Source organism: Streptomyces sp. NPDC053426, from assembly GCF_055585405.1.
The window spans coordinates 189,278-207,119 of record NZ_JBVJKE010000005.1 but is presented as its reverse complement, the minus strand read 5'-3'; the positions used below and the strand labels follow the sequence as shown (position 1 = coordinate 207,119).

15 protein-coding genes are annotated in these 17,842 nt (G+C 72.0%); 8 read left to right on the top strand and 7 right to left on the bottom strand.

From position 1 onward, the window contains the following. Window positions 1-68: 68 nt before the first annotated feature. Entirely contained in the window at window positions 69-2,207 is a 2,139-nt protein-coding gene (glgX, locus tag ACZ62B_RS12725; protein ID WP_344556485.1) for a glycogen debranching protein GlgX, read from the bottom strand. A gap of 301 nt (window positions 2,208-2,508) precedes the next feature. Here glgX and ACZ62B_RS12720 point away from each other — a divergent pair, with 301 nt between their 5' ends. Together ACZ62B_RS12720 and ACZ62B_RS12715 are read left to right on the top strand one after the other, a co-directional pair. Next, a complete protein-coding gene (locus ACZ62B_RS12720; protein WP_344556483.1) occupies window positions 2,509-3,750 on the top strand; it encodes an SAV2148 family HEPN domain-containing protein in 1,242 nt (413 codons plus the stop codon). 108 nt (window positions 3,751-3,858) lie between these two features. Next, window positions 3,859-4,581 (top strand): 3'-5' exonuclease, encoded by a 723-nt coding sequence (locus ACZ62B_RS12715; RefSeq protein WP_344556481.1) that lies wholly within the window; start codon window positions 3,859-3,861, stop codon window positions 4,579-4,581. A gap of 21 nt (window positions 4,582-4,602) precedes the next feature. On the opposite strand, the gene ACZ62B_RS12710 is transcribed toward ACZ62B_RS12715, so the two are convergent. Further along, the gene (locus ACZ62B_RS12710) at window positions 4,603-5,466 is read right to left on the bottom strand and encodes an aminoglycoside phosphotransferase family protein (protein WP_469690207.1); all 864 of its coding nucleotides are present in this window, start codon (window positions 5,464-5,466) and stop codon (window positions 4,603-4,605) included. A gap of 182 nt (window positions 5,467-5,648) precedes the next feature. Here ACZ62B_RS12710 and ACZ62B_RS12705 point away from each other — a divergent pair, with 182 nt between their 5' ends. The 3 genes from ACZ62B_RS12705 to ACZ62B_RS12695 are packed head-to-tail and all read left to right on the top strand — an operon-like array spanning window position 5,649 to window position 8,697. After that, the gene (locus ACZ62B_RS12705) at window positions 5,649-6,587 is read left to right on the top strand and encodes a carbohydrate ABC transporter permease (protein ID WP_344556477.1); all 939 of its coding nucleotides are present in this window, start codon (window positions 5,649-5,651) and stop codon (window positions 6,585-6,587) included. After that, entirely contained in the window at window positions 6,584-7,417 is an 834-nt protein-coding gene (locus ACZ62B_RS12700; protein ID WP_469690204.1) for a carbohydrate ABC transporter permease, read from the top strand. The genes ACZ62B_RS12705 and ACZ62B_RS12700 overlap by 4 nt, the downstream gene beginning before the upstream one ends. After that, entirely contained in the window at window positions 7,417-8,697 is a 1,281-nt protein-coding gene (locus ACZ62B_RS12695) for an ABC transporter substrate-binding protein (RefSeq protein ID WP_469690202.1), read from the top strand. Before ACZ62B_RS12700 ends, ACZ62B_RS12695 begins: the two co-directional genes overlap by 1 nt. Window positions 8,698-8,776: 79 nt before the next feature. Here ACZ62B_RS12695 and ACZ62B_RS12690 read toward each other — a convergent pair whose 3' ends face one another. After that, a complete protein-coding gene (locus tag ACZ62B_RS12690; RefSeq protein ID WP_469690200.1) occupies window positions 8,777-9,646 on the bottom strand; it encodes a LysR family transcriptional regulator in 870 nt (289 codons plus the stop codon). A 148-nt stretch (window positions 9,647-9,794) separates the two neighbouring features. Here ACZ62B_RS12690 and ACZ62B_RS12685 point away from each other — a divergent pair, with 148 nt between their 5' ends. Together ACZ62B_RS12685 and mgt are read left to right on the top strand one after the other, a co-directional pair. After that, window positions 9,795-10,535, top strand: coding sequence for an NADPH-dependent F420 reductase (locus ACZ62B_RS12685; protein ID WP_469690197.1), 741 nt, complete (start codon window positions 9,795-9,797; stop codon window positions 10,533-10,535). A gap of 438 nt (window positions 10,536-10,973) precedes the next feature. After that, the gene (gene mgt, locus ACZ62B_RS12680; RefSeq protein ID WP_344556467.1) at window positions 10,974-12,218 is read left to right on the top strand and encodes a macrolide-inactivating glycosyltransferase; all 1,245 of its coding nucleotides are present in this window, start codon (window positions 10,974-10,976) and stop codon (window positions 12,216-12,218) included. Window positions 12,219-12,340: 122 nt separating this feature from the next. On the opposite strand, the gene ACZ62B_RS12675 is transcribed toward mgt, so the two are convergent. Continuing rightward, window positions 12,341-14,593, bottom strand: coding sequence for an MMPL family transporter (locus ACZ62B_RS12675; protein ID WP_344556465.1), 2,253 nt, complete (start codon window positions 14,591-14,593; stop codon window positions 12,341-12,343). A 270-nt stretch (window positions 14,594-14,863) separates the two neighbouring features. Between ACZ62B_RS12675 and ACZ62B_RS12670 the strand changes: the two genes are divergently transcribed. Further along, window positions 14,864-15,415, top strand: coding sequence for a DUF1697 domain-containing protein (locus ACZ62B_RS12670; protein ID WP_344556463.1), 552 nt, complete (start codon window positions 14,864-14,866; stop codon window positions 15,413-15,415). A gap of 2 nt (window positions 15,416-15,417) precedes the next feature. Here ACZ62B_RS12670 and ACZ62B_RS12665 read toward each other — a convergent pair whose 3' ends face one another. From ACZ62B_RS12665 to ACZ62B_RS12655, 3 genes are read right to left on the bottom strand one after another with little or no spacing between them, the layout of a single operon-like run. After that, on the bottom strand, window positions 15,418-16,155 hold the full coding sequence (locus ACZ62B_RS12665; protein WP_469690190.1) for a sirohydrochlorin chelatase: 738 nt from the start codon (window positions 16,153-16,155) through the stop codon (window positions 15,418-15,420). A gap of 8 nt (window positions 16,156-16,163) precedes the next feature. Then, a complete protein-coding gene (locus ACZ62B_RS12660) occupies window positions 16,164-17,060 on the bottom strand; it encodes an ABC transporter permease (protein WP_073931005.1) in 897 nt (298 codons plus the stop codon). Next, window positions 17,047-17,835, bottom strand: coding sequence for an ABC transporter ATP-binding protein (locus ACZ62B_RS12655; protein ID WP_344556457.1), 789 nt, complete (start codon window positions 17,833-17,835; stop codon window positions 17,047-17,049). Before ACZ62B_RS12655 ends, ACZ62B_RS12660 begins: the two co-directional genes overlap by 14 nt. Window positions 17,836-17,842 lie beyond the last annotated feature (7 nt).

Genomic DNA, 17,842 nt, shown 5'->3' with positions numbered 1-17,842 from the left:
GCGTGGCCGCTTCTCGTGTCATCACTCCTCCGTTCGGGGGCGGAAAACGTAAGGGGCCGCGCGCCCGCCTACGCCGGCCGCTGCAGCACCGTCATGCTGCGGTCGGTCAACGTCAGCCGGGTGCCGGCCGTCACCTTCGGCCCGGTCCCCGGCGGGACGCCGTCCGCGCGGGCGGTGTCGACGACCACCTGCCACTGCCGGCCGTGGTCGACCGGCACCACGAAGTCCAGCGGTTTCGGCGAGGCGTTGAACATCAGCAGGAACGAGTCGTCGGTGATGCGCTCCCCGCGCTGCCCGGGCTCGGAGATCGCGTTGCCGTTGAGGAACACCGTCAGCGCCGACGCCCGCGCCGAGTCCCAGTCCCGCTGGGTCATCTCCGCGCCCTCGGGGGTGAACCAGGCGATGTCGGAGAGGTCGTCGTGGGTGCCCTCCACCGGCCGGCCGTGGAAGAAGCGGCGCCGCCGGAACACCGGGTGGTCCTTGCGCAGCCACACCATCGCGCGGGTGAACTCCAGGAGCCGCCGGCGCGGGTCCTCCCCGCCGTCCTCCCCCTCGCCGGGCGCGGGCCAGTCCAGCCAGGCCAGCTCGTTGTCCTGGCAGTAGGCGTTGTTGTTGCCGCGCTGGGTGCGGGCCACCTCGTCGCCGTGGCTGATCATCGGCACGCCCTGGGACAGCATCAGCGTGGCGATGAAGTTGCGCATCTGCCGGGCCCGCAGCCGCAGCACGTCCGGGTCGTCGGTCCCGCCCTCGGCGCCGCAGTTCCAGGACCGGTTGTGGCTCTCGCCGTCCCGGTTGTCCTCGCCGTTGGCCTGGTTGTGCTTGTCGTTGTACGACACCAGGTCGTGCAGCGTGAAGCCGTCGTGGCAGGTCACGAAGTTGATCGAGGCCAGCGGGCGGCGCCCGTCGTCCTGGTACAGGTCGGAGGAGCCGGTCAGCCGGGAGGCGAACTCCGCGAGCGCGCGCGGCTCGCCCCGCCACAGGTCCCGCACGGTGTCGCGGTACTTGCCGTTCCACTCGGTCCACAGCGGCGGGAAGTTGCCCACCTGGTAGCCGCCCTCGCCCACGTCCCACGGCTCGGCGATCAGCTTCACCTGGGAGACGATCGGGTCCTGCTGGACCAGGTCGAAGAACGACGACAGCCGGTCCACCTCGTGGAACTGCCGCGCGAGGGTCGCCGCCAGGTCGAAGCGGAACCCGTCGACGTGCATCTCGGTGACCCAGTACCGCAGCGAGTCCATGATCATCTGCAGTACGTGCGGGGACCGCATGAGCAGGGAGTTCCCCGTGCCCGTCGTGTCCATGTAGTACCGGGGGTCGTCGGTCAGCCGGTAGTACGACGGGTTGTCGATGCCCTTGAGGGACAGCGTGGGACCCAGGTGGTTGCCCTCGGCGGTGTGGTTGTAGACCACGTCCAGGATCACCTCGATCCCGGCCTCGTGCAGCGCCTTCACCGCCGACTTGAACTCCAGCACCTGCTGGCCCCGGTCGCCCCAGGACGCGTAGGCGTTGTGCGGGGCGAAGAAACCGATCGTGTTGTAGCCCCAGTAGTTGTTCAGGCCCATGTCCACCAGGCGGTGGTCGTTGACGAACTGGTGCACCGGCATCAGCTCCAGCGCCGTCACCCCCAGCTCGGTCAGGTGCTCGATCACCGCCGGGTGCGCGAGGGCCGCGTAGGTGCCGCGCAGCTCCTCCGGCAGCCCCGGGTGGCGCATGGTGAGACCCTTGACGTGGGCCTCGTAGATCACCGTGTGGTGGTACTCCGTACGGGGGCGCCGGTCGTCGCCCCAGTCGAAGTACGGATTGACCACGACCGACGTCATCGTGTGCGGCGCCGAGTCGAGGTCGTTGCGCCGGTCGCGGTCGTCGAAGTGGTAGCCGTACACCTCCTCGCCCCAGTCGATCTCCCCGCTGATCGCACGCGCGTACGGGTCGAGCAGCAGCTTCGCCGAGTTGCAGCGCAGCCCCCGCTCGGGGGCGTACGGCCCGTGCACACGGAAGCCGTACCGCTGCCCGGGCATGACCCCGGGCAGGTACGCGTGCCGCACGAACGCGTCGCTCTCGCGCAGTTCGATCGCGGTCTCGGAGCCGTCGTCGTGCAGCAGACACAGCTCCACTCGGTCCGCGGCCTCCGTGAAGACCGCGAAGTTCGTTCCGGCGCCGTCGTACGTGGCACCGAGCGGATACGCCTCGCCAGGCCAGACCTGCATGGATACGACTCTTTCAGGTGTACGGCGCCGGTGGGGCGCCTTGGCTTCGAGTGTTTCCGTGTCTCCCCGAACGGACGGGAACCACCTTCTACCCAGGCCCACCGGGTCCGATGACCCGTGTCCACCGCTCATCCCGCTATGAATCAGCTCACTCCCGGGGGCGCTGCGGGCGGAACGGTCCAGTGATTGCGGGAAGTTGGGAAACGACCCTGTCCATCGGGCTGCACCGCGCGCCGCTGGCGGAGTACTCTCCTTGATCGTCGGGACGGGAGTACTCGGGGGAGCGGAAGGCGGTAAGCGGGTGGGCGCGGGAGGGCTGGAGCTCCCCCCTGGTGACGACGGTCACGAGGGGAGCAGTTCCACGGACGTCCCGCCCGGTGCGGTGTCCCTGGCACGGCCGATGGACGCGGGCTCGATCGGGCCGGAGCTGGACTGGGGCGCCGACGCCTGGCGCGAGGTGCGCACCCGCGCCCAGCGGGCCGGCCGCGCCTACATCTGGCTGAACCTCGTCGAGCAGCGGCTGCGCGCGGTCGTGGCGGCCGTGCTGCGGCCCGTCTACGAGCCCGTGCACGGCGACGACTGGGTGGTCGCCGCCGCCGGGCCCGCCGGACAGGAGTGGGTGCAGCGCGCGGTCGCGGTGCGCGAGGTCAGCCGCCGCAAGGGCTATCTGCTCGACCCGGCCGACGACAACGTCCTGTCCTTCCTCACGCTGCCGCAGCTGCGCGAGCTGATGGTGGCGCACTGGCCCTGCTTCGAGCCGTACTTCGACGACCGCCGGGACGTCGAACTCGCCCTGGACGAGCTGGAGGTCACCCGCAACGTCGTCTCCCGCAACCGCGCGCTGTCCGAGGCGGTCCTCAGCCAGGCCGAGCGGGCCTCCGCGCGGCTCCTGGAGATGCTCGGCGCCGGCGGCGACGTGCCGTCCGCGCGCCGGCTGCCCGTCGACGCGGTCGAGGACCTGGTCGGCGACCGGTACGCCGACGTGGTCGCCGTCCACCCGGACCGGGTACGGCTGCTGCGCCAGTTCCCGGCCGAGGACATCTTCGGCGGGGCCCGCCGGCTCGACGCCCTCGGCATCGGCCTCAACCTGCTGGTGCAGAACTTCTCCGGACGGCGTCTGGTGCGGCTGGCGGAGTCCGGCTGCCGGGTGCGGCTGCTGTTCCTGAACCCGGCCTCCAGCGCGGTCAAGCGCCGCGAGCGCGAACTCGGCCTCAAGCGCGGCGAGCTCGGCCGCAGCGTCGAGATGAACATCCTGCACATGCGCCGGGTCCGCTCCCGGCTGCGCGACCCCGGCGCCTTCGAGATCCAGGTCTACGACGAGACGCCCCGCTGCACCGCCTACCTCGTGGACGGGGACGGGTCGGACGGCATCGCGGTCGTGCAGAACCATCTGCGCCGGGCCCGGGGCATGGAGGCGCCGGTGCTGGTCCTGCGCAACGGGACCAAGGTGGTCAAGCCGGGCGAAGTCGAGGAAGGCGGGCTGTTCCCCACCTACCGCGAGGAATTCGAGCTGATGTGGACGGATTCGCGCCCGGTGTCGTGAACGCCCCGGCTCGGGGCCGGTGAGCGGAACACGATCCTCCGATTGTCAGTGGTGCGTGCGAAGGTGGGAACCACTGGGGGAACGCACCACACAGAAGGGGGACAGCCCATGGGCTGGCACCGGGAGCCGCTGATCGGCTTCGACCTGGAGACGACGGGTACCGACCCGCGCGAGGCACGGATCGTCACGGGGGCCGTGATCGAGGTCAGGGCGGGGGAGCCGGCCGGCCGCCGGGAGTGGCTGGCCGACCCGGGCGTACCGATCCCGGAGGACGCGGTGGCCGTCCACGGCATCAGCAACGAACGGGCGACCGCCGAGGGCAGCCCCGCCGACCGGGTCGCCGACGCCATCGCCGACGTCCTCACCGCCCACTGGAGGGCGGGCGTCCCGGTCGTCGCCTACAACGCGGCCTTCGACCTGTCCCTGCTCTCCGCCGAACTGCGGCGGTACGGACTGCCGTCCCTGCGCGACCGCCTGGGCGGCGCCGATCCCGGCCCGGTCATCGACCCGTACACCATCGACCGTTCCGTCGACCGCTACCGGCGCGGCAAGCGCAACCTCGAAGCGGTCTGCGCGGAGTACGGCGTCGTCCTCGACGCGGCGCACGACGCGACCGCCGACGCCCTCGCGGCGGCCCGGCTGGCCTGTGCGATAGCCGCCCGCCACCCCGCGGTCGCGGCCCTCGACCCGGCGGAGCTGCACCGCCGCCAGATCGAGTGGTACGCCGCGTGGGCGGCGGACTTCCAGGACTTCCTGCGCCGCAAGGGCGACACCACCGCGGTGATCGACGGCACCTGGCCGCTGCGGGAGCCGGCGGGCGAGCGGGTCTGACGCGCCGGGGGGCCGTCCGGATCAGAAGGGATACCAGCGCACGGTCTCGTCCCCGTCCCGCAGTGACGCCACCCGGCGCCGGAACTCGGCCAGCGCCTTGGGGTTGCCCGGCGCGTGCTGGGCGACCCAGGCGCAGCTCGCGGTCTCCCGCGCGCCGCGCAGCACCGAGCAGCCCTCCCAGGCGCGCACGTCCCAGCCGTAGGCGGCGGTGAAGGACGTGTACGCCTCGTCCGGCAGCCCGTAGCGGTCGTGCGAGAGGGCCATGACCACCAGGTCGTGCTCGCGAAGGTCTGCCGAGAAGGTCTCCAGGTCGACCAGGACCGGCCCGTCCGGCCCGATGTGCACATTGCGGGGCAGCGCGTCCCCGTGGACGGGGCCCGGCGGAAGCCGGGGCGTCAGCGCCGCCGCGGCCGAAGCGAAGCCGTCACGCCGCTCACGCAGATACGCCGCGTCCGCGGGGTCGATCGCGTCGCCCGCCAGCCGCAGCCAGCGTTCCACACCGCCCAGCAGCTCGCGGGGCGGAAGCCCGAAGGGGGGAGTGGGCAGTGCGTGGACCAGCCGCAGCAGTTCGGCCAGATCCCGTGGCCCGGCGGGCCGCACCGCCTCCGGCAGCCGGTGCCACACGGTCACCGGATGGCCGTCGACCAGCAGCGCCTCCGGCTCGGCCGCCCGCACCGCCGGCACGCCCTCCTCCGCCAGCCACCCCGCGACGGCCAGCTCCCGGCGGGCCCGCTCCAGCAGCTCGGCGTCGCGGCCCACCTTGACGGCCAGGTCACCGGCGGCGAACACCGCGTTCTCACCGAGGGCGAGCAGCCGCGCGTCCGCCGCCGCGCCGGGCAGCACCCCCGCCACCGCGAGTACGTCCCGCGCCCGTGCCTCGTCCATCCGTCCGCCTCCGTGTCCGTCCACGCCCGATCACCGGCCCCGTCCGACCGCCGGGATCCGGCCATCCGTCGGCCAGTGTCGCATTCGCACAGGTGACGGCGGTGTGCGCGGTGCCTTGACGAGGCAGGACGCCTTCACGACCATGACCTGGCCCACCCGCGCCGCGCAAAGGGGCTGGTTCCATGACATCGGTGACCCAGGTGAGGAGACCGGCGCCCCGCGCGCCCGGCCCGGGCCGCGAAACCGGGCGGGCCGTCGACCACGGCCCGTGGTTCCTGGTGCTGCCCGCGCTGATCCCGATCCTCGTCCTCAGCGTCGGCCCGCTGCTCTACGGCATCCTGCTGGCCTTCACCGACGCCCAGTCCGGGCGCACCGAGCCCACGCAGTGGATCGGCACCCTGAACTTCCAGGACCTGCTGCGGGACACCCTGTTCTGGGAGTCGTTCCGCATCGGCCTGGTGTGGGCCGTCGGGGTGACGGTGCCGCAGTTCCTGCTGGCGCTCGGCCTGGCCCTGCTGCTCCACCAGGACCTGAGGCTGCGCTGGCTCGCCCGCGCCCTGGCGATCGTCCCCTGGGCGATGCCCGAGGTCGTCGTCGGCATCATGTGGCGGATCGTCTACAACCCGGACGCCGGCCTCCTCAACGAGACGCTGCGCGACCTCGGCCTGGGGGACGGCCGGGACTGGCTCAGCGGGCTCGCCACCGCCCTGCCCGCGGTGATCGTCGTCGGCGTGTGGGCCGGAATGCCCCAGACCACGGTCGCGCTGCTCGCCGGGCTCCAGAACACCCCGCGCGAGCTGCACGAGGCGGCGGCCGTCGACGGCGCCGGCGCCTGGCGCCGCTTCCGGACGGTCACCTGGCCCGCCATCCGCCCCGTCGCCCTCGCCATCACGGCGCTCAACCTGATCTGGAACTTCAACTCCTTCGCCCTGGTCTACGTCCTGACCAACGGCGGCCCCGGCGGACGCACCCGGCTGCCCATGCTCTTCGCCTACGAAGAGGCCTTCCGCTACGGGCAGTTCGGCTACGCGGCCGCGATGGGCTGTGTCATGGTCGCCGCGATCTCGATCGCGCTGGCCGTCTTCCTCGCCGGCCGGCTCCGGGGAGGTGACGAGGCATGAGGACCTCCACCGGCGCCCGCGTCGGCCAGTACGCCGCGCTGCTCGCTTATCTGGTCTTCCTCGCCTTCCCGTTCCTCTGGCTGCTCTCCACCGCCTTCAAGCCGCCGACCGAGCTGGCGAGTCTGCATCCGACCTGGATCCCCCAGGACCCCACCCTCGCCAACTTCCGCCAGGCCTTCGACGAACAGCCACTGCTGCGGGCCGCCCTCAACTCCCTGCTCGCCGCGCTCGCGTCGGCCATCGTCGCCGTCGTCGTCGCCACCCCGATGGCGTATGTGATGGCCCGTCACCGCACCGCGCTCGCCCGGGCCGCGACCGGCTGGGTGGTGGTCAGCCAGGCGTTCCCGTTCGTGCTGCTGATCATCCCGCTGTTCCTGGTGCTGAAGAACCTGCGGCTGATCGATTCCGTGCCCGGCCTGGTGCTGGTGTACGTGGTGTGGGCGCTGCCCTTCGCCCTGTGGATGCTCACCGGATACGTCCGTGCCGTGCCGGCCGAGCTGGAGGAGGCGGCGGCCGTCGACGGGGCCGGGCGGCTGCGGATCCTGGTGTCGGTGACCGCGCCGCTGCTCGCGCCGGGGATCGTGGCGACCGCGCTGTTCGCCTTCGTCACCGCGTGGAACGAGTTCTTCTTCGCGCTCGTCCTGCTCAAGACCCCGGAGAAACAGACCCTGCCGGTCGTCCTCACCCACTTCATCGGTGCCGAGGGAGTCGCCGACCTCGGCCCGCTGGCGGCCGCCGCGTTCCTCGCGACGCTGCCCTCCCTGGTCGTCTTCGCGATCATCCAGCGGCGGATCACGGGCGGCATGCTCGCCGGGGCGGTGAAGAGCTGATGCGGACCAGAATCCTCGTGGCGGCCCTCGCCGTCGCCCTGCTCCTGGCGGGCTGCTCCTCCGGCGGCACCCGCGACGACGGCCGGATCACCCTGCGCTTTCTGTCCCTGGCCTGGCAGGAGGAGTCGGTCGAGGCCAACAAGGAACTGGTCGAGGAGTGGAACGCCACGCACCCGGACGTCCGGGTGGAGTACGTCCAGGGAAGCTGGGACAGCGTCCACGACCAGCTCCTCACCTCCTTCGAGGGCGGCGAGGCCCCCGACATCATCCACGACGCCTCCGACGACCTCGCCGACTTCGCCTACGGCGGCTACCTGGCCGACCTGACGGACCTGCTGCCCGAGCGGCTGAAGTCCGACATCCCGCCCAGCGGCTGGGAGACCGTCACCTTCGACGACGGCGTCTACGGCGTCCCCTTCCTCCAGGAACCGCGCGTGCTCATCGCCAACTCCACCTGGCTGAAGGAGTCCGCCGTCCGCGTCCCGACCCCCGAGCGCCCCTGGAGCTGGGCCGAGTTCCGTCAGGTGACGGAACGGCTCGCGGGCGACGGGAAGTACGGCGTCGCCTGGCCGCTCAAGGAGCCCGTGTCCGCCACCCTCAACCTCTCCCTCTCCGCGGGCGGCCGGCTCTTCCACCGGGGCGCCGACGGCAAGGTGACCGTGCGGTTCGAGGAGGGCGACGAGGTCGTCCCGCGCACGGTGCACGAGCAGGTGAACACCGACCGCAGCGCCTCGCCCACCACGCTCGGCAGCGGTGGCTCCGACACCCTGCCCGGCTTCTTCGCCGGCAAGTACGCGATGGTGCCGCTCGGCTTCTCCTACCGTCAGCAGATCGTCCAGCAGGCGCCGGAGGGCTTCGAGTGGCGGGTGCTGCCCGCTCCGGCCGGGACCGGCGGACTCACCCAGGGCGTCAGCCCGCAGACCCTCTCCGTCGCCCAGGACTGCCCGTACAAGAAGGAGGCCGTCGCCTTCCTCGACTTCCTGCTCCAGCCGCGGAACATGGTCCGCCTCGCCCTCGGCGACTGGATGCTCCCCACCGGCCGCCGGGCCCTCGCCGACCCCGCCCTGCACACCGCCGAACACGGCTGGGCCACCGGCACGGCCCTCGCCGCGCACCTGCGCCCGGCCCCCGCGCAGACGGTACGGGGCTACCCCGAGTGGAAGGACAAGGTCGCCACCCCGGCGCTCCAGGAGTACTACAGCGGCGCGATCGGTCTCGACGAGCTGCGCGAGCGGCTGGAGGAGGACGGCAACCTGGTCCTGGCCCGCTACCAGCGCTGAGCACGGCCGGGTTCGGTGACCGAGCCCGGCGCGTCGCCGTTGGTCCGGGGCGGGGTGCGGCGTTCCTTCCTGGAAAGACCTACTCGTCCGGGGCGGAGGTTCGATCCGCGAACGCGGCCACGTACGACGCCACGCACGGCTCCGGGGTGGCCAGGGAGGTGACGACGTGGCCGTCGACGGTCACCGGCGGGTCGAGCGGCATCCGCAGCAGCCGCTCGGAGCGGGACCCGTCGAACTGTTCGGCCGGCATCAGCGTCCAGCTCTCGGTGTCCCGGCCCACCTCGAACAGCACGTTGAGCATGTCCCCGGCAGGCGGCCGCAACGGGGGCACGGGCAGGGCGGCGAGGATCGCGTCGTGCATCGGCGGGTCGCTGTCGCGGGCGGGAAGCCGCAGACCGTACGGATCGAGGTCGTGCAGGCTGACCGCGGGCTTGCGGGCGGCGGGGTGTTCACGCGCGAGCACTGCGTGCAGCGGCTCGGACCAGGCGCGCACCACCGTCACCGTCGAGGAGGTGAGCGCGCCCCGCACCAGCGCCAGATCCAGCTCGCCGTCGCGGACGGCGTCGAGTCGCGCGGCCACCGGCAGGTCGACCAGTTTCGGTTCGGCGGGGCGTTCTCCGGCGCTCAGGCGGCCCACCGCCCGGTCGAGCCGTCGGGTGACGCAAGACGCGACCCCGATCCGCAGGACGGTCGCCGGTTCTCCGGCGACCACCCGCACCCGGGCCGCCGCAGCGAGGGTCCTACGGGCCGCAGCGAGCACTCGTTCGCCGGCCGGGGTGAGCCGTACCCGGCGGGAGGTGCGGTCGAGCAGGCGCACGCCGAGCTCGCGTTCGAGCCGGGCGATCTGCTGGCTCACCGCCGGCTGCACTATGCCCAGCCGTTGCGCCGCGCGTCCGAAGTGCAGCTCCTCGGCGACGGTCACGAAGTACTGCAACGCTCTCAGCTCCATCCGCCTGATCTATCACATGATGTGATTGCTGCCGAGCGTTTCTGACCATTGTTCGCGCAGGTCGATCCGGCTGTGATGGATACGAGCCCGCCGGAGCGGTCCTGTCCACCGGATGCCGCGACGCGGGGAAACGCGAACGGAGAACAGAGTGAGCACAACAACCCTCGGCGTCATCGGCACCGGCATGGTCGGCCTCGGGGCCGCCCGCCGCGCCGTCGACGCCGGCCTGCGCGTCGTCCTGAGCAACTCCCGCGGCCCCGAGACGCTGGCAGATCTCGTCGCGGAGCTCGGCGAGCGGGCCCGCGCGGCCACCCCGGCCGAAGCGGCGAGCGCCGGTGATCTGGTCATCGCGGCCGTGCCGCTGGCCGCCCACGAGCGGCTGCCCCGGGCGGAGCTCGCCGGCAAGACCGTGATCGACCCGATGAACTACGCGCCGAATCCCGACTTCGAGGTGCCGGAACTCGACAGCGACGAACTGACCTCCAGCGAACTGGTGCAGCGCCACCTCGCGGACGCCCGGGTGGTGAAGGCATTGCACAACATCGGCCCCAAGCAGTTGCTGGAGCTGTTCCGCCCGGCCGGAGCCCCCGACCGCACCGCGCTGCCACTTTCCGGCGACGACCCGGACGCCAGGAAGGAGGTGGCCGACCTGCTGGACGTCCTCGGCTTCGATGCGGTGGACCTCGGCGCACTCGCCGACAGTTGGCGCAGCGAACCCAACACCCCTTTGTACGCCCTCCCGTACGTGGGACAGCCGCCGTCCGGCCTCACCGCCAAGGAATTCGTGGCCTGGGTCCAGCAGGCGCCCGGTGTGCCCGCGCCCGTCGCCCGGGTCGAGGAGCTCGCCGCCGCCGCGGTGCGGGGGCCCGCGGGTTTCCGGATGGAGTAGAGGGCGATCCGCCCCGAGGGTACGGCCGAGTGTCCGCTCACCGTCACCGCGACCGTCATCCGGGCGCTGCGGCACGGAGATCCCGGGGACCGCTGCCCGGGGGCTCACCGGGCAGCGGCCGTTTCCCGGCCCCGGTCCCAGAGGGGCGTCCGCCGCAGTCGGGGCGGGCGGTGACGGACACCGTGTCGCGGACGACGCTCCGGCCGGTGGGCGGGCCCGGGCTGCTCGGGGCGGCGCCCACGCGCGTGGGCGGCCGCTCCGGCTCCGGGGACGGCCGCTCCGGCTCCGGGGACGGCCGCTCCGGCTCCGGGGACCGTGCGCCCGCCGTCACCGAGCCGTCGTCGACCCCGCCGGGCTGCCGCCGGAATCCGGTCCGGCCCTCCTCGCTGCCCGACCCCGACCCCGACGCCGACGCCGATGCCCACCGGAGCCGGCGGCATGAGATCAAAAAGGTTGCACGAGACGTATCGTCTCGCCTATGGTTCCGGCATGACCACTCCCGCTCACATCGCCATGTTCTCCATCGCCGCCCACGGCCACGTGAACCCGAGCCTCGAGGTGATCCGCGAGCTCGTGGCGCGCGGTCACCGGGTCACCTACGCGATCCCGCCGCTGTTCGCCGAGAAGGTCGCGGAGACGGGCGCCGAACCCAAGCTGTGGAACAGCACGCTGCCGGGCCCCGACGACGACCCGGAGGCCTGGGGCACCACGCTGCTCGACAACGTGGAGCCGTTCCTCGCCGACGCCGTCCAGGCGCTCCCGCAGCTCATCGAGGCCTACGAGGGCGACACCCCCGACCTCGTCCTGCACGACATCACCTCCTACCCGGCGCGCGTGCTCGGCCACCGCTGGGGCGTGCCCGTCATCTCCCTCTCGCCGAACCTCGTCGCCTGGGACGGGTACGAGAAGGAGGTCGCCGAGCCGATGTGGGAGGAGCCGAAGAAGACCGAGCGGGGGCAGGCCTACTACGCCCGCTTCCACGCCTGGCTGGAGGAGAACGGGATCACCATGGGTCCCGACGACTTCGGGGGCCGCCCCGCCCGCTCGATCGTCCTGATCCCCAAGGCGCTCCAGCCGAACGCCGACCGGGTCGACGAGAGCGTGCACTCCTTCGTCGGGGCCTGCCAGGGCGACCGGAGCGCCGAGGGCGACTGGCAGCGGCCCGCCGGTGCGGAGAAGGTCGTGCTCGTATCGCTCGGGTCGTCCTTCACCAAGCAGCCGGCCTTCTACCGGGAGTGCGTCAAGGCGTTCGCGGATCTGCCCGGCTGGCACCTGGTGCTCCAGGTCGGCAAGCACGTCGACCCCGCCGAGCTGGGGGACGTGCCGGAGAACGTCGAGGTGCGGTCCTGGGTGCCGCAGCTCGCGATCCTGAAGCAGGCCGACCTGTTCGTCACCCACGCGGGGGCCGGCGGCAGCCAGGAGGGGCTGGCCACGGCCACCCCGATGATCGCCGTACCGCAGGCAGTGGACCAGTTCGGCAACGCGGACATGCTCCAGGGGCTCGGAGTGGCCCGGCACGTTCCGGCCGACGAGGCGAAGGCCGAGGTGCTGAGGGCGGAGGCCCTCGCCCTGGTCGACGACCCGGAGGTCGCCGCCCGCCTGAAGTCCATCCAGGCCGACATGGCCGAGGAAGGCGGCACCATGAGGGCAGCCGACCTCATCGAGGCGGAGCTGCCCGCGTAACCGCGGACAGTCGTGCCTCCCCCAGTGCCTCAAGGGCCTGGGAGGCACCCCCAGCGGCACGAGCCCGCAGGTACGGCAAGGGCCCGGCGGAGAATCGCCGGGCCCTTGTCGCAGCTAGCCGATCACACCGGTACGCGGTCGCCCTCGTCGTCCCGTGACGTCGGCGTCGCCGCCACCGCCTCCGGCGACTCGTCGTGGGTCAGGTCGGGCATCCGGTGCAGCCACTTCGGCAGGTACCAGTTGCGCTCGCCGAGCAGGGTCATCACCGCCGGCAGCAGCACGCCCCGGATGATCGTCGCGTCGATCAGCACCGCCGCCGCGAGGCCGACACCCATCTGCTTCATGGACTGCATGGACAGCGTCCCGAAGATCCCGAACACGGCGACCATGATGACCGCGGCACTGGTGACCACGCCGGCCGTGGTGACCACACCGTGCTGGACCGCGTCCCGCGTCGTGCGGCCCCGCAGCCGGGCCTCGCGGATCCGGGAGACCACGAACACGTGGTAGTCCGTCGACAGGCCGAACAGGATCACGAAGAGGAACAGCGGCAGCCACGTGATGATCGCGCCGACGCCCTCCGCGCCCACCAGGGACGCGCCCCAGCCGTGCTGGAAGACCGCCACGAGGATGCCGTACGCGGCGCCCACCGACAGCAGGTTCAGCACGATCGAGGTGATCGCCACCGTCAGCGAGCGGAACGACAGCAGCATCACCAGGAAGGCGAAGACCACCACGAAGGCGAAGACCGGGACCACGGAGCCGACCAGCTGGTCGTTGAAGTCCTTGTTCCCGGCGACCTGCCCGGTGATCGGCGCCTCGACGCCGTCGACCTCACCGAGCGTGGCGGGCCGTACCTCGTCGCGCAGCGTGTCCAGGCTCTCGCTCGCCTTGTCCTGGTCGGAGCCGCCCACCAGCGGGACGTAGACGAACGCGACGTTCTGCTGGTCGTGCAGCTTGATCTCGACCGGGCCGCGCGAGGCCCCCGAACTGATCGCCCGCTCACGGAACTCGGCGAGCGCGGTCTTCACCTCGGGCGCGTTGATGTCGTCCGCCTTGACGACCACCTCGGCCGGCTCGGAGCCGCCCGGGAAGGCCTCGTTGACCCGGTTGTACGTCTGCACGATCGGCAGCGAGTCGCCGAACTCCTGGTCCAGCGTGAGGTTCTGCGTCTTCATCCCGACCGCCGGAGCGGCCACGGCCAGCAGCGCACCGGTCGCCACCACGACCGACAGCACCGGCTTGGCGAGCACCCGCTTCAGCACGGCAGACCAGAACCGGCTGTCGCCGTTGCCGCCGGTGCGGCGCCGGCGCAGGAACGGCACGCGGCCCTTCTCGACCCGCTCGCCCAGCAGCGAGAGGAGCGCGGGCAGGACGGTGACGGAGCCGACCATGGCGACCGCCACGACCATCAGCGAGGCCAGGCCCATCGCCTCGAACTCGGCGAGCCCGGTGAACAGCATGCCCGCCATGGCGACACACACCGTGACACCGGAGACGACGATCGCGCGGCCACTGGTGGCGGCGGCGATCCGCAGCGCGGTCTGCGCGTCCCGGCCGGCCGCCCGCTCCTCACGCTCGCGGCGCAGGTAGAACAGGCAGTAGTCGACCCCGACGGCCAGGCCGACCAGCAGCATCACCGAGTTCGCGGTCTCGCTCATCGGCTGCAGATGGCTGACCAGGCCCATCAGACCCATCGTCGCCATGATCGCGGTGATCGCCAGCGCCACCGGCAGCAGCGCCGCCACCAGCGCGCCGAACGCGATCAGCAGGATGCCGAGGGCCACCGGCACCGCGGAGTACTCGGCCTTCTTGAAGTCGTCGCCGAACGCGTCGTCGAACGTCTTCATCATGCTGGCGCCGCCGATCTCCTCGATCCGCAGCGACTCGTGGTCCTTCTGAACCTCCTCCACGGCGTTCAGCACCGGCTCGATCCGCTCACCGGCGGTGTCCGAGTCACCCCGGACGTCGAACTGGACCAGCGCGCTGCGCCCGTCCTTCGAGATGGTGTCGCTCTCGTACGGCGAGGTGACGTCCGTGGCCTCGCCGGTCTTCTCCACGGCCGTGACGACCGCGGTGACCGCCGACCGGAACTCGGCGTCCGTGGCCGTGAGGCCCTCGTCCTTCGCCTGGACGAGCACGGTCTCACTGGCCGGCTCCTCGATGCCGGCGTCCTCGATGATGCGGGCGGCGGTACTGGTCTCTCCCTTGAGCTGATCGCTGTCGCCGACGTCGACCCGGCCCGCGGCCGAACCGAGTCCCATCGCCAGCACGACGAACAGCACCCAGATGCCGACGGCCGCCCAGCGGTGCCGGGCGCTCCAGCCGCCGGCCCGTGCGGCGAGGCCCCGCACCCGTGATTGTCCGTTCCCCATGACGGGCTCGCTCCCTCGTGTTCGGCAGCGACCCCCTGCCGCCACCTGACGCTTTCGAAGGTATGGGCCGGATAAGCCCGTCTCGTCGTGCTGTCCGGTGAAGCTCGAGGACCCCGGGTCATCCCATCGGCGCCCGCCTCCTCCCCACTGGGGAGGACAGCGGCCCCCTACACGTACCCGGGCGTGTCGGGGCCGATGATCAGGGTTCCGGTACGCGACCGCCGTCGGGCACACCCCCACGGGGTACGACGGCCGTCCTAGGGTGTACGCATGGCGACGACGAGATACGCGGCGCTGCTGCGCGGGATCAACGTGGGCGGCAGCAGGAAAGTCCCGATGGCCGAACTGCGCGCCCTCGTGGACGGGCTCGGTCACGACGGGGTGCGCACCCATCTGCAGAGCGGCCAGGCGGTGTTCACCGCCGCGCACGGCGACGAGGAGTCACTGGCCGCCGAGTTGTCGGCGGCGATCGAGCGGCACTTCGGCTTCGCCGTGGACGTGATCGTGCGCGACCACGCCTATCTGAAGGGGATCGTCGACGCCTGCCCGTTCCCGGCCGGCGAGCTGGAGCCCAAGCAGCTCCACGTCACCTACTTCTCCGCGCCCGTCACCCCCGAACGCTTCGCCGAGATCGACCAACAGGCGTGTCTCCCCGAGGAGTTCCGCCTCGGCGACCGCGCGCTCTACCTGTACGCCCCGAACGGCCTGGGCCGCTCCGGACTCGCCGAACACCTGGCCAGGCCCCGTATCAACAAGGGCGTCGTCGCCACCAGCCGCAACTGGAACACGGTGCGCAGACTGGTGGAGCTCACCGAGGACTGAGATCAGGCGCCGACCGCCGCGAGCAGCGGCACCCGTGCCGCGTCGTACCGCTCCAGCAGCAGCCGCGCCACCTCCGGCGCCGGGCCCAGCACGTCCGCGAGGACGTCCGCGTCGGCCGCGCCCCGGGCGATCCGGTCCGGGAGGAAGCCGGGGGCCAGGACGTACGGGGCGACGGCGACGCGTGCGCAGCCGAGGGCGCGCAGTTCGCGTACCGCCTGCTCGGTGCGGGGGAGGGATGCGGAGGCGAACGCAGGCCGCACGGCGCACCAACCGGTGTGCCGCCACTCCCGCGCGATTTCTGCGATCACTGCGATCGCCTCCGGGTCGGAGGACCCCGCCGAGGCCAGTACGACCCCGGTCGAGGACTTGTCGGCGGGCGTGAGGCCCGCCTCGTACAGCCGGCGCTCCAGCGCCGACGTCAGCAGCGGGGAGGGGCCCAGCACCTCGGCCTGGCGGATCCGCAGCCGCGGCGGGGCCTGGGCCAGCACCGCCGGGATGTCCGCCTTGGCGTGGAAGGCGCAGGTCAGCAGCAGCGGGAGGGCGACCACATCGCGGACGCCCTCCGCGTCCAGGGAATCCAGCACCCCTTTGACGGACGGGATGTTGAAGTCCAGGAACCCGGTCTCCACGCGCAGCCCGGGCCGCAGCGACCGCACCCGCCGCACCAGGGCGTGCACGGTCGCGGCGTGCCGCGGGTCGCGGCTGCCGTGGGCGACGACGAGAAGTACCGGACGGCGCATGGTGTCCCTCAGCCCTTCACCAGCAGACCGCGGCTGCGCAGCACCCACCGCTCCAGCGGACTGAAGATCAGCAGATCGATGGCGATACCCACGGTCAGGATCAGCAGGATGGCCTCGAAGACCATGGCCATGTCGCTGGCGTTGCGGCCGTTCTCCAGCAACTGGCCGAGGCCCACGCCGAGGTCCGGGAAGGACGCGATGATCTCCGCGGCCATCAGCGAACGCCAGGAGAACGCCCAGCCCTGCTTCAGACCCGCCACATAGCCCGGCAGCGCGGCCGGCAGCACGATGTGCCAGGTGCCCTTCAGCCCCGTCGCGCCCAGCGTCCGGCCGGCCCGCAGGAACAGCGGGGGCACCTGGTCGACGCCGGAGACCAGGCCGTTGGCGATCGAGGGGACCGCGCCGAGCAGGATGACGGCGTACATCATCTGGTTGTTCAGACCCAGCCAGATCACCGCCGGCGGCACCCACGCCACCGACGGCAGCGACTGCAGACCGGACAGGATCGGCCCGATCGCCGCGCGCACGAACTTCACCCGCGCCACCAGCAGCCCCAGCGGGGTGCCGATCAGCAGCGCGAAGAAGAAGCCGAGCAGGCCGCGCGAGACGCTGGTCCAGATGTAGCCGAGCAACTCGCCCTGGAGCCACGCCTGACGGAGGACGTCCCACACGGCGCCCGGCGAGGGCAGCTTGGTCGGATCGTCGACGATCTTGAACGACACCAGGGCCTGCCACACCGCCAGCACCAGGGCGATGGCGACGACCGGCGGCAGGATCTTCTCCACGAAGGTCTGCCGCAGCGGCTTGCGTCCGGTCTGCACCGTCTCCAGTGCGTCGAGGCCCGCCTCCAGACCGGCGAGGTCGCCCCCGTCCTTGTCCTTGGCGGTCGTCTCAGTGCTGGCCATGACGGCGGATCTCCCCACGGAGTTCTTCGGTGATCTCGACGGACAGTTCCGCCACGGCGGTGTCCTCGATACGGCGCGGATGCGGGATGCCCACCGTCCACTCGCGGGCGATCCGGCCCGGACGGGAGGAGAGCAGCACCACCCGCTGCGCGAGCCGTACGGCCTCGCGCACGTTGTGCGTGACGAACAGGACGGACAGCCGGGTCTCGCTCCAGATCCTGGTCAGCTCGTCGTGCAGCACGTCCCGCGTGATGGCGTCCAGCGCCGCGAACGGCTCGTCCATCAGCAGCAGCCGGCTGTCCTGGGCGATCGCCCGCGCCAGCGCCACGCGCTGCCGCATACCGCCGGACAGCTCGTGCACCCGCTTGCCGTGCGCGCCCTTCAGCCGGACGAGTCCGAGGAGTTCCTCGGCCCGTTCCCGCCGCTCGGTCTTCGCCACGCCCCGCAGCTTCAGGGCCAGTTCGATGTTCTTGCCCGCGGTCAGCCACGGGAAGAGGGCGTGCTCCTGGAACATCAGGGCCGGCCGCCCGTCCGTGCTGATCGTGCCGGCCGTGGGGCGGTCGAGCCCCGCGACCAGGTTGAGCAGCGTGGACTTGCCGCAGCCCGAGGCACCCAGGAGGGTGACGAACTCACCGGGCGCGACATCGAGGCTGATGTCGTCCAGCACGAGCTGCTGTCCGGCGGGGCCCGCGAACGACTTCGAGACGTGCTCGATGCGGGCGGCGTGGGTGGCCGCCTCGGTGCCGTCGGCGGCCTTGGCGAGGGTCGTGGCCATGGTCGTC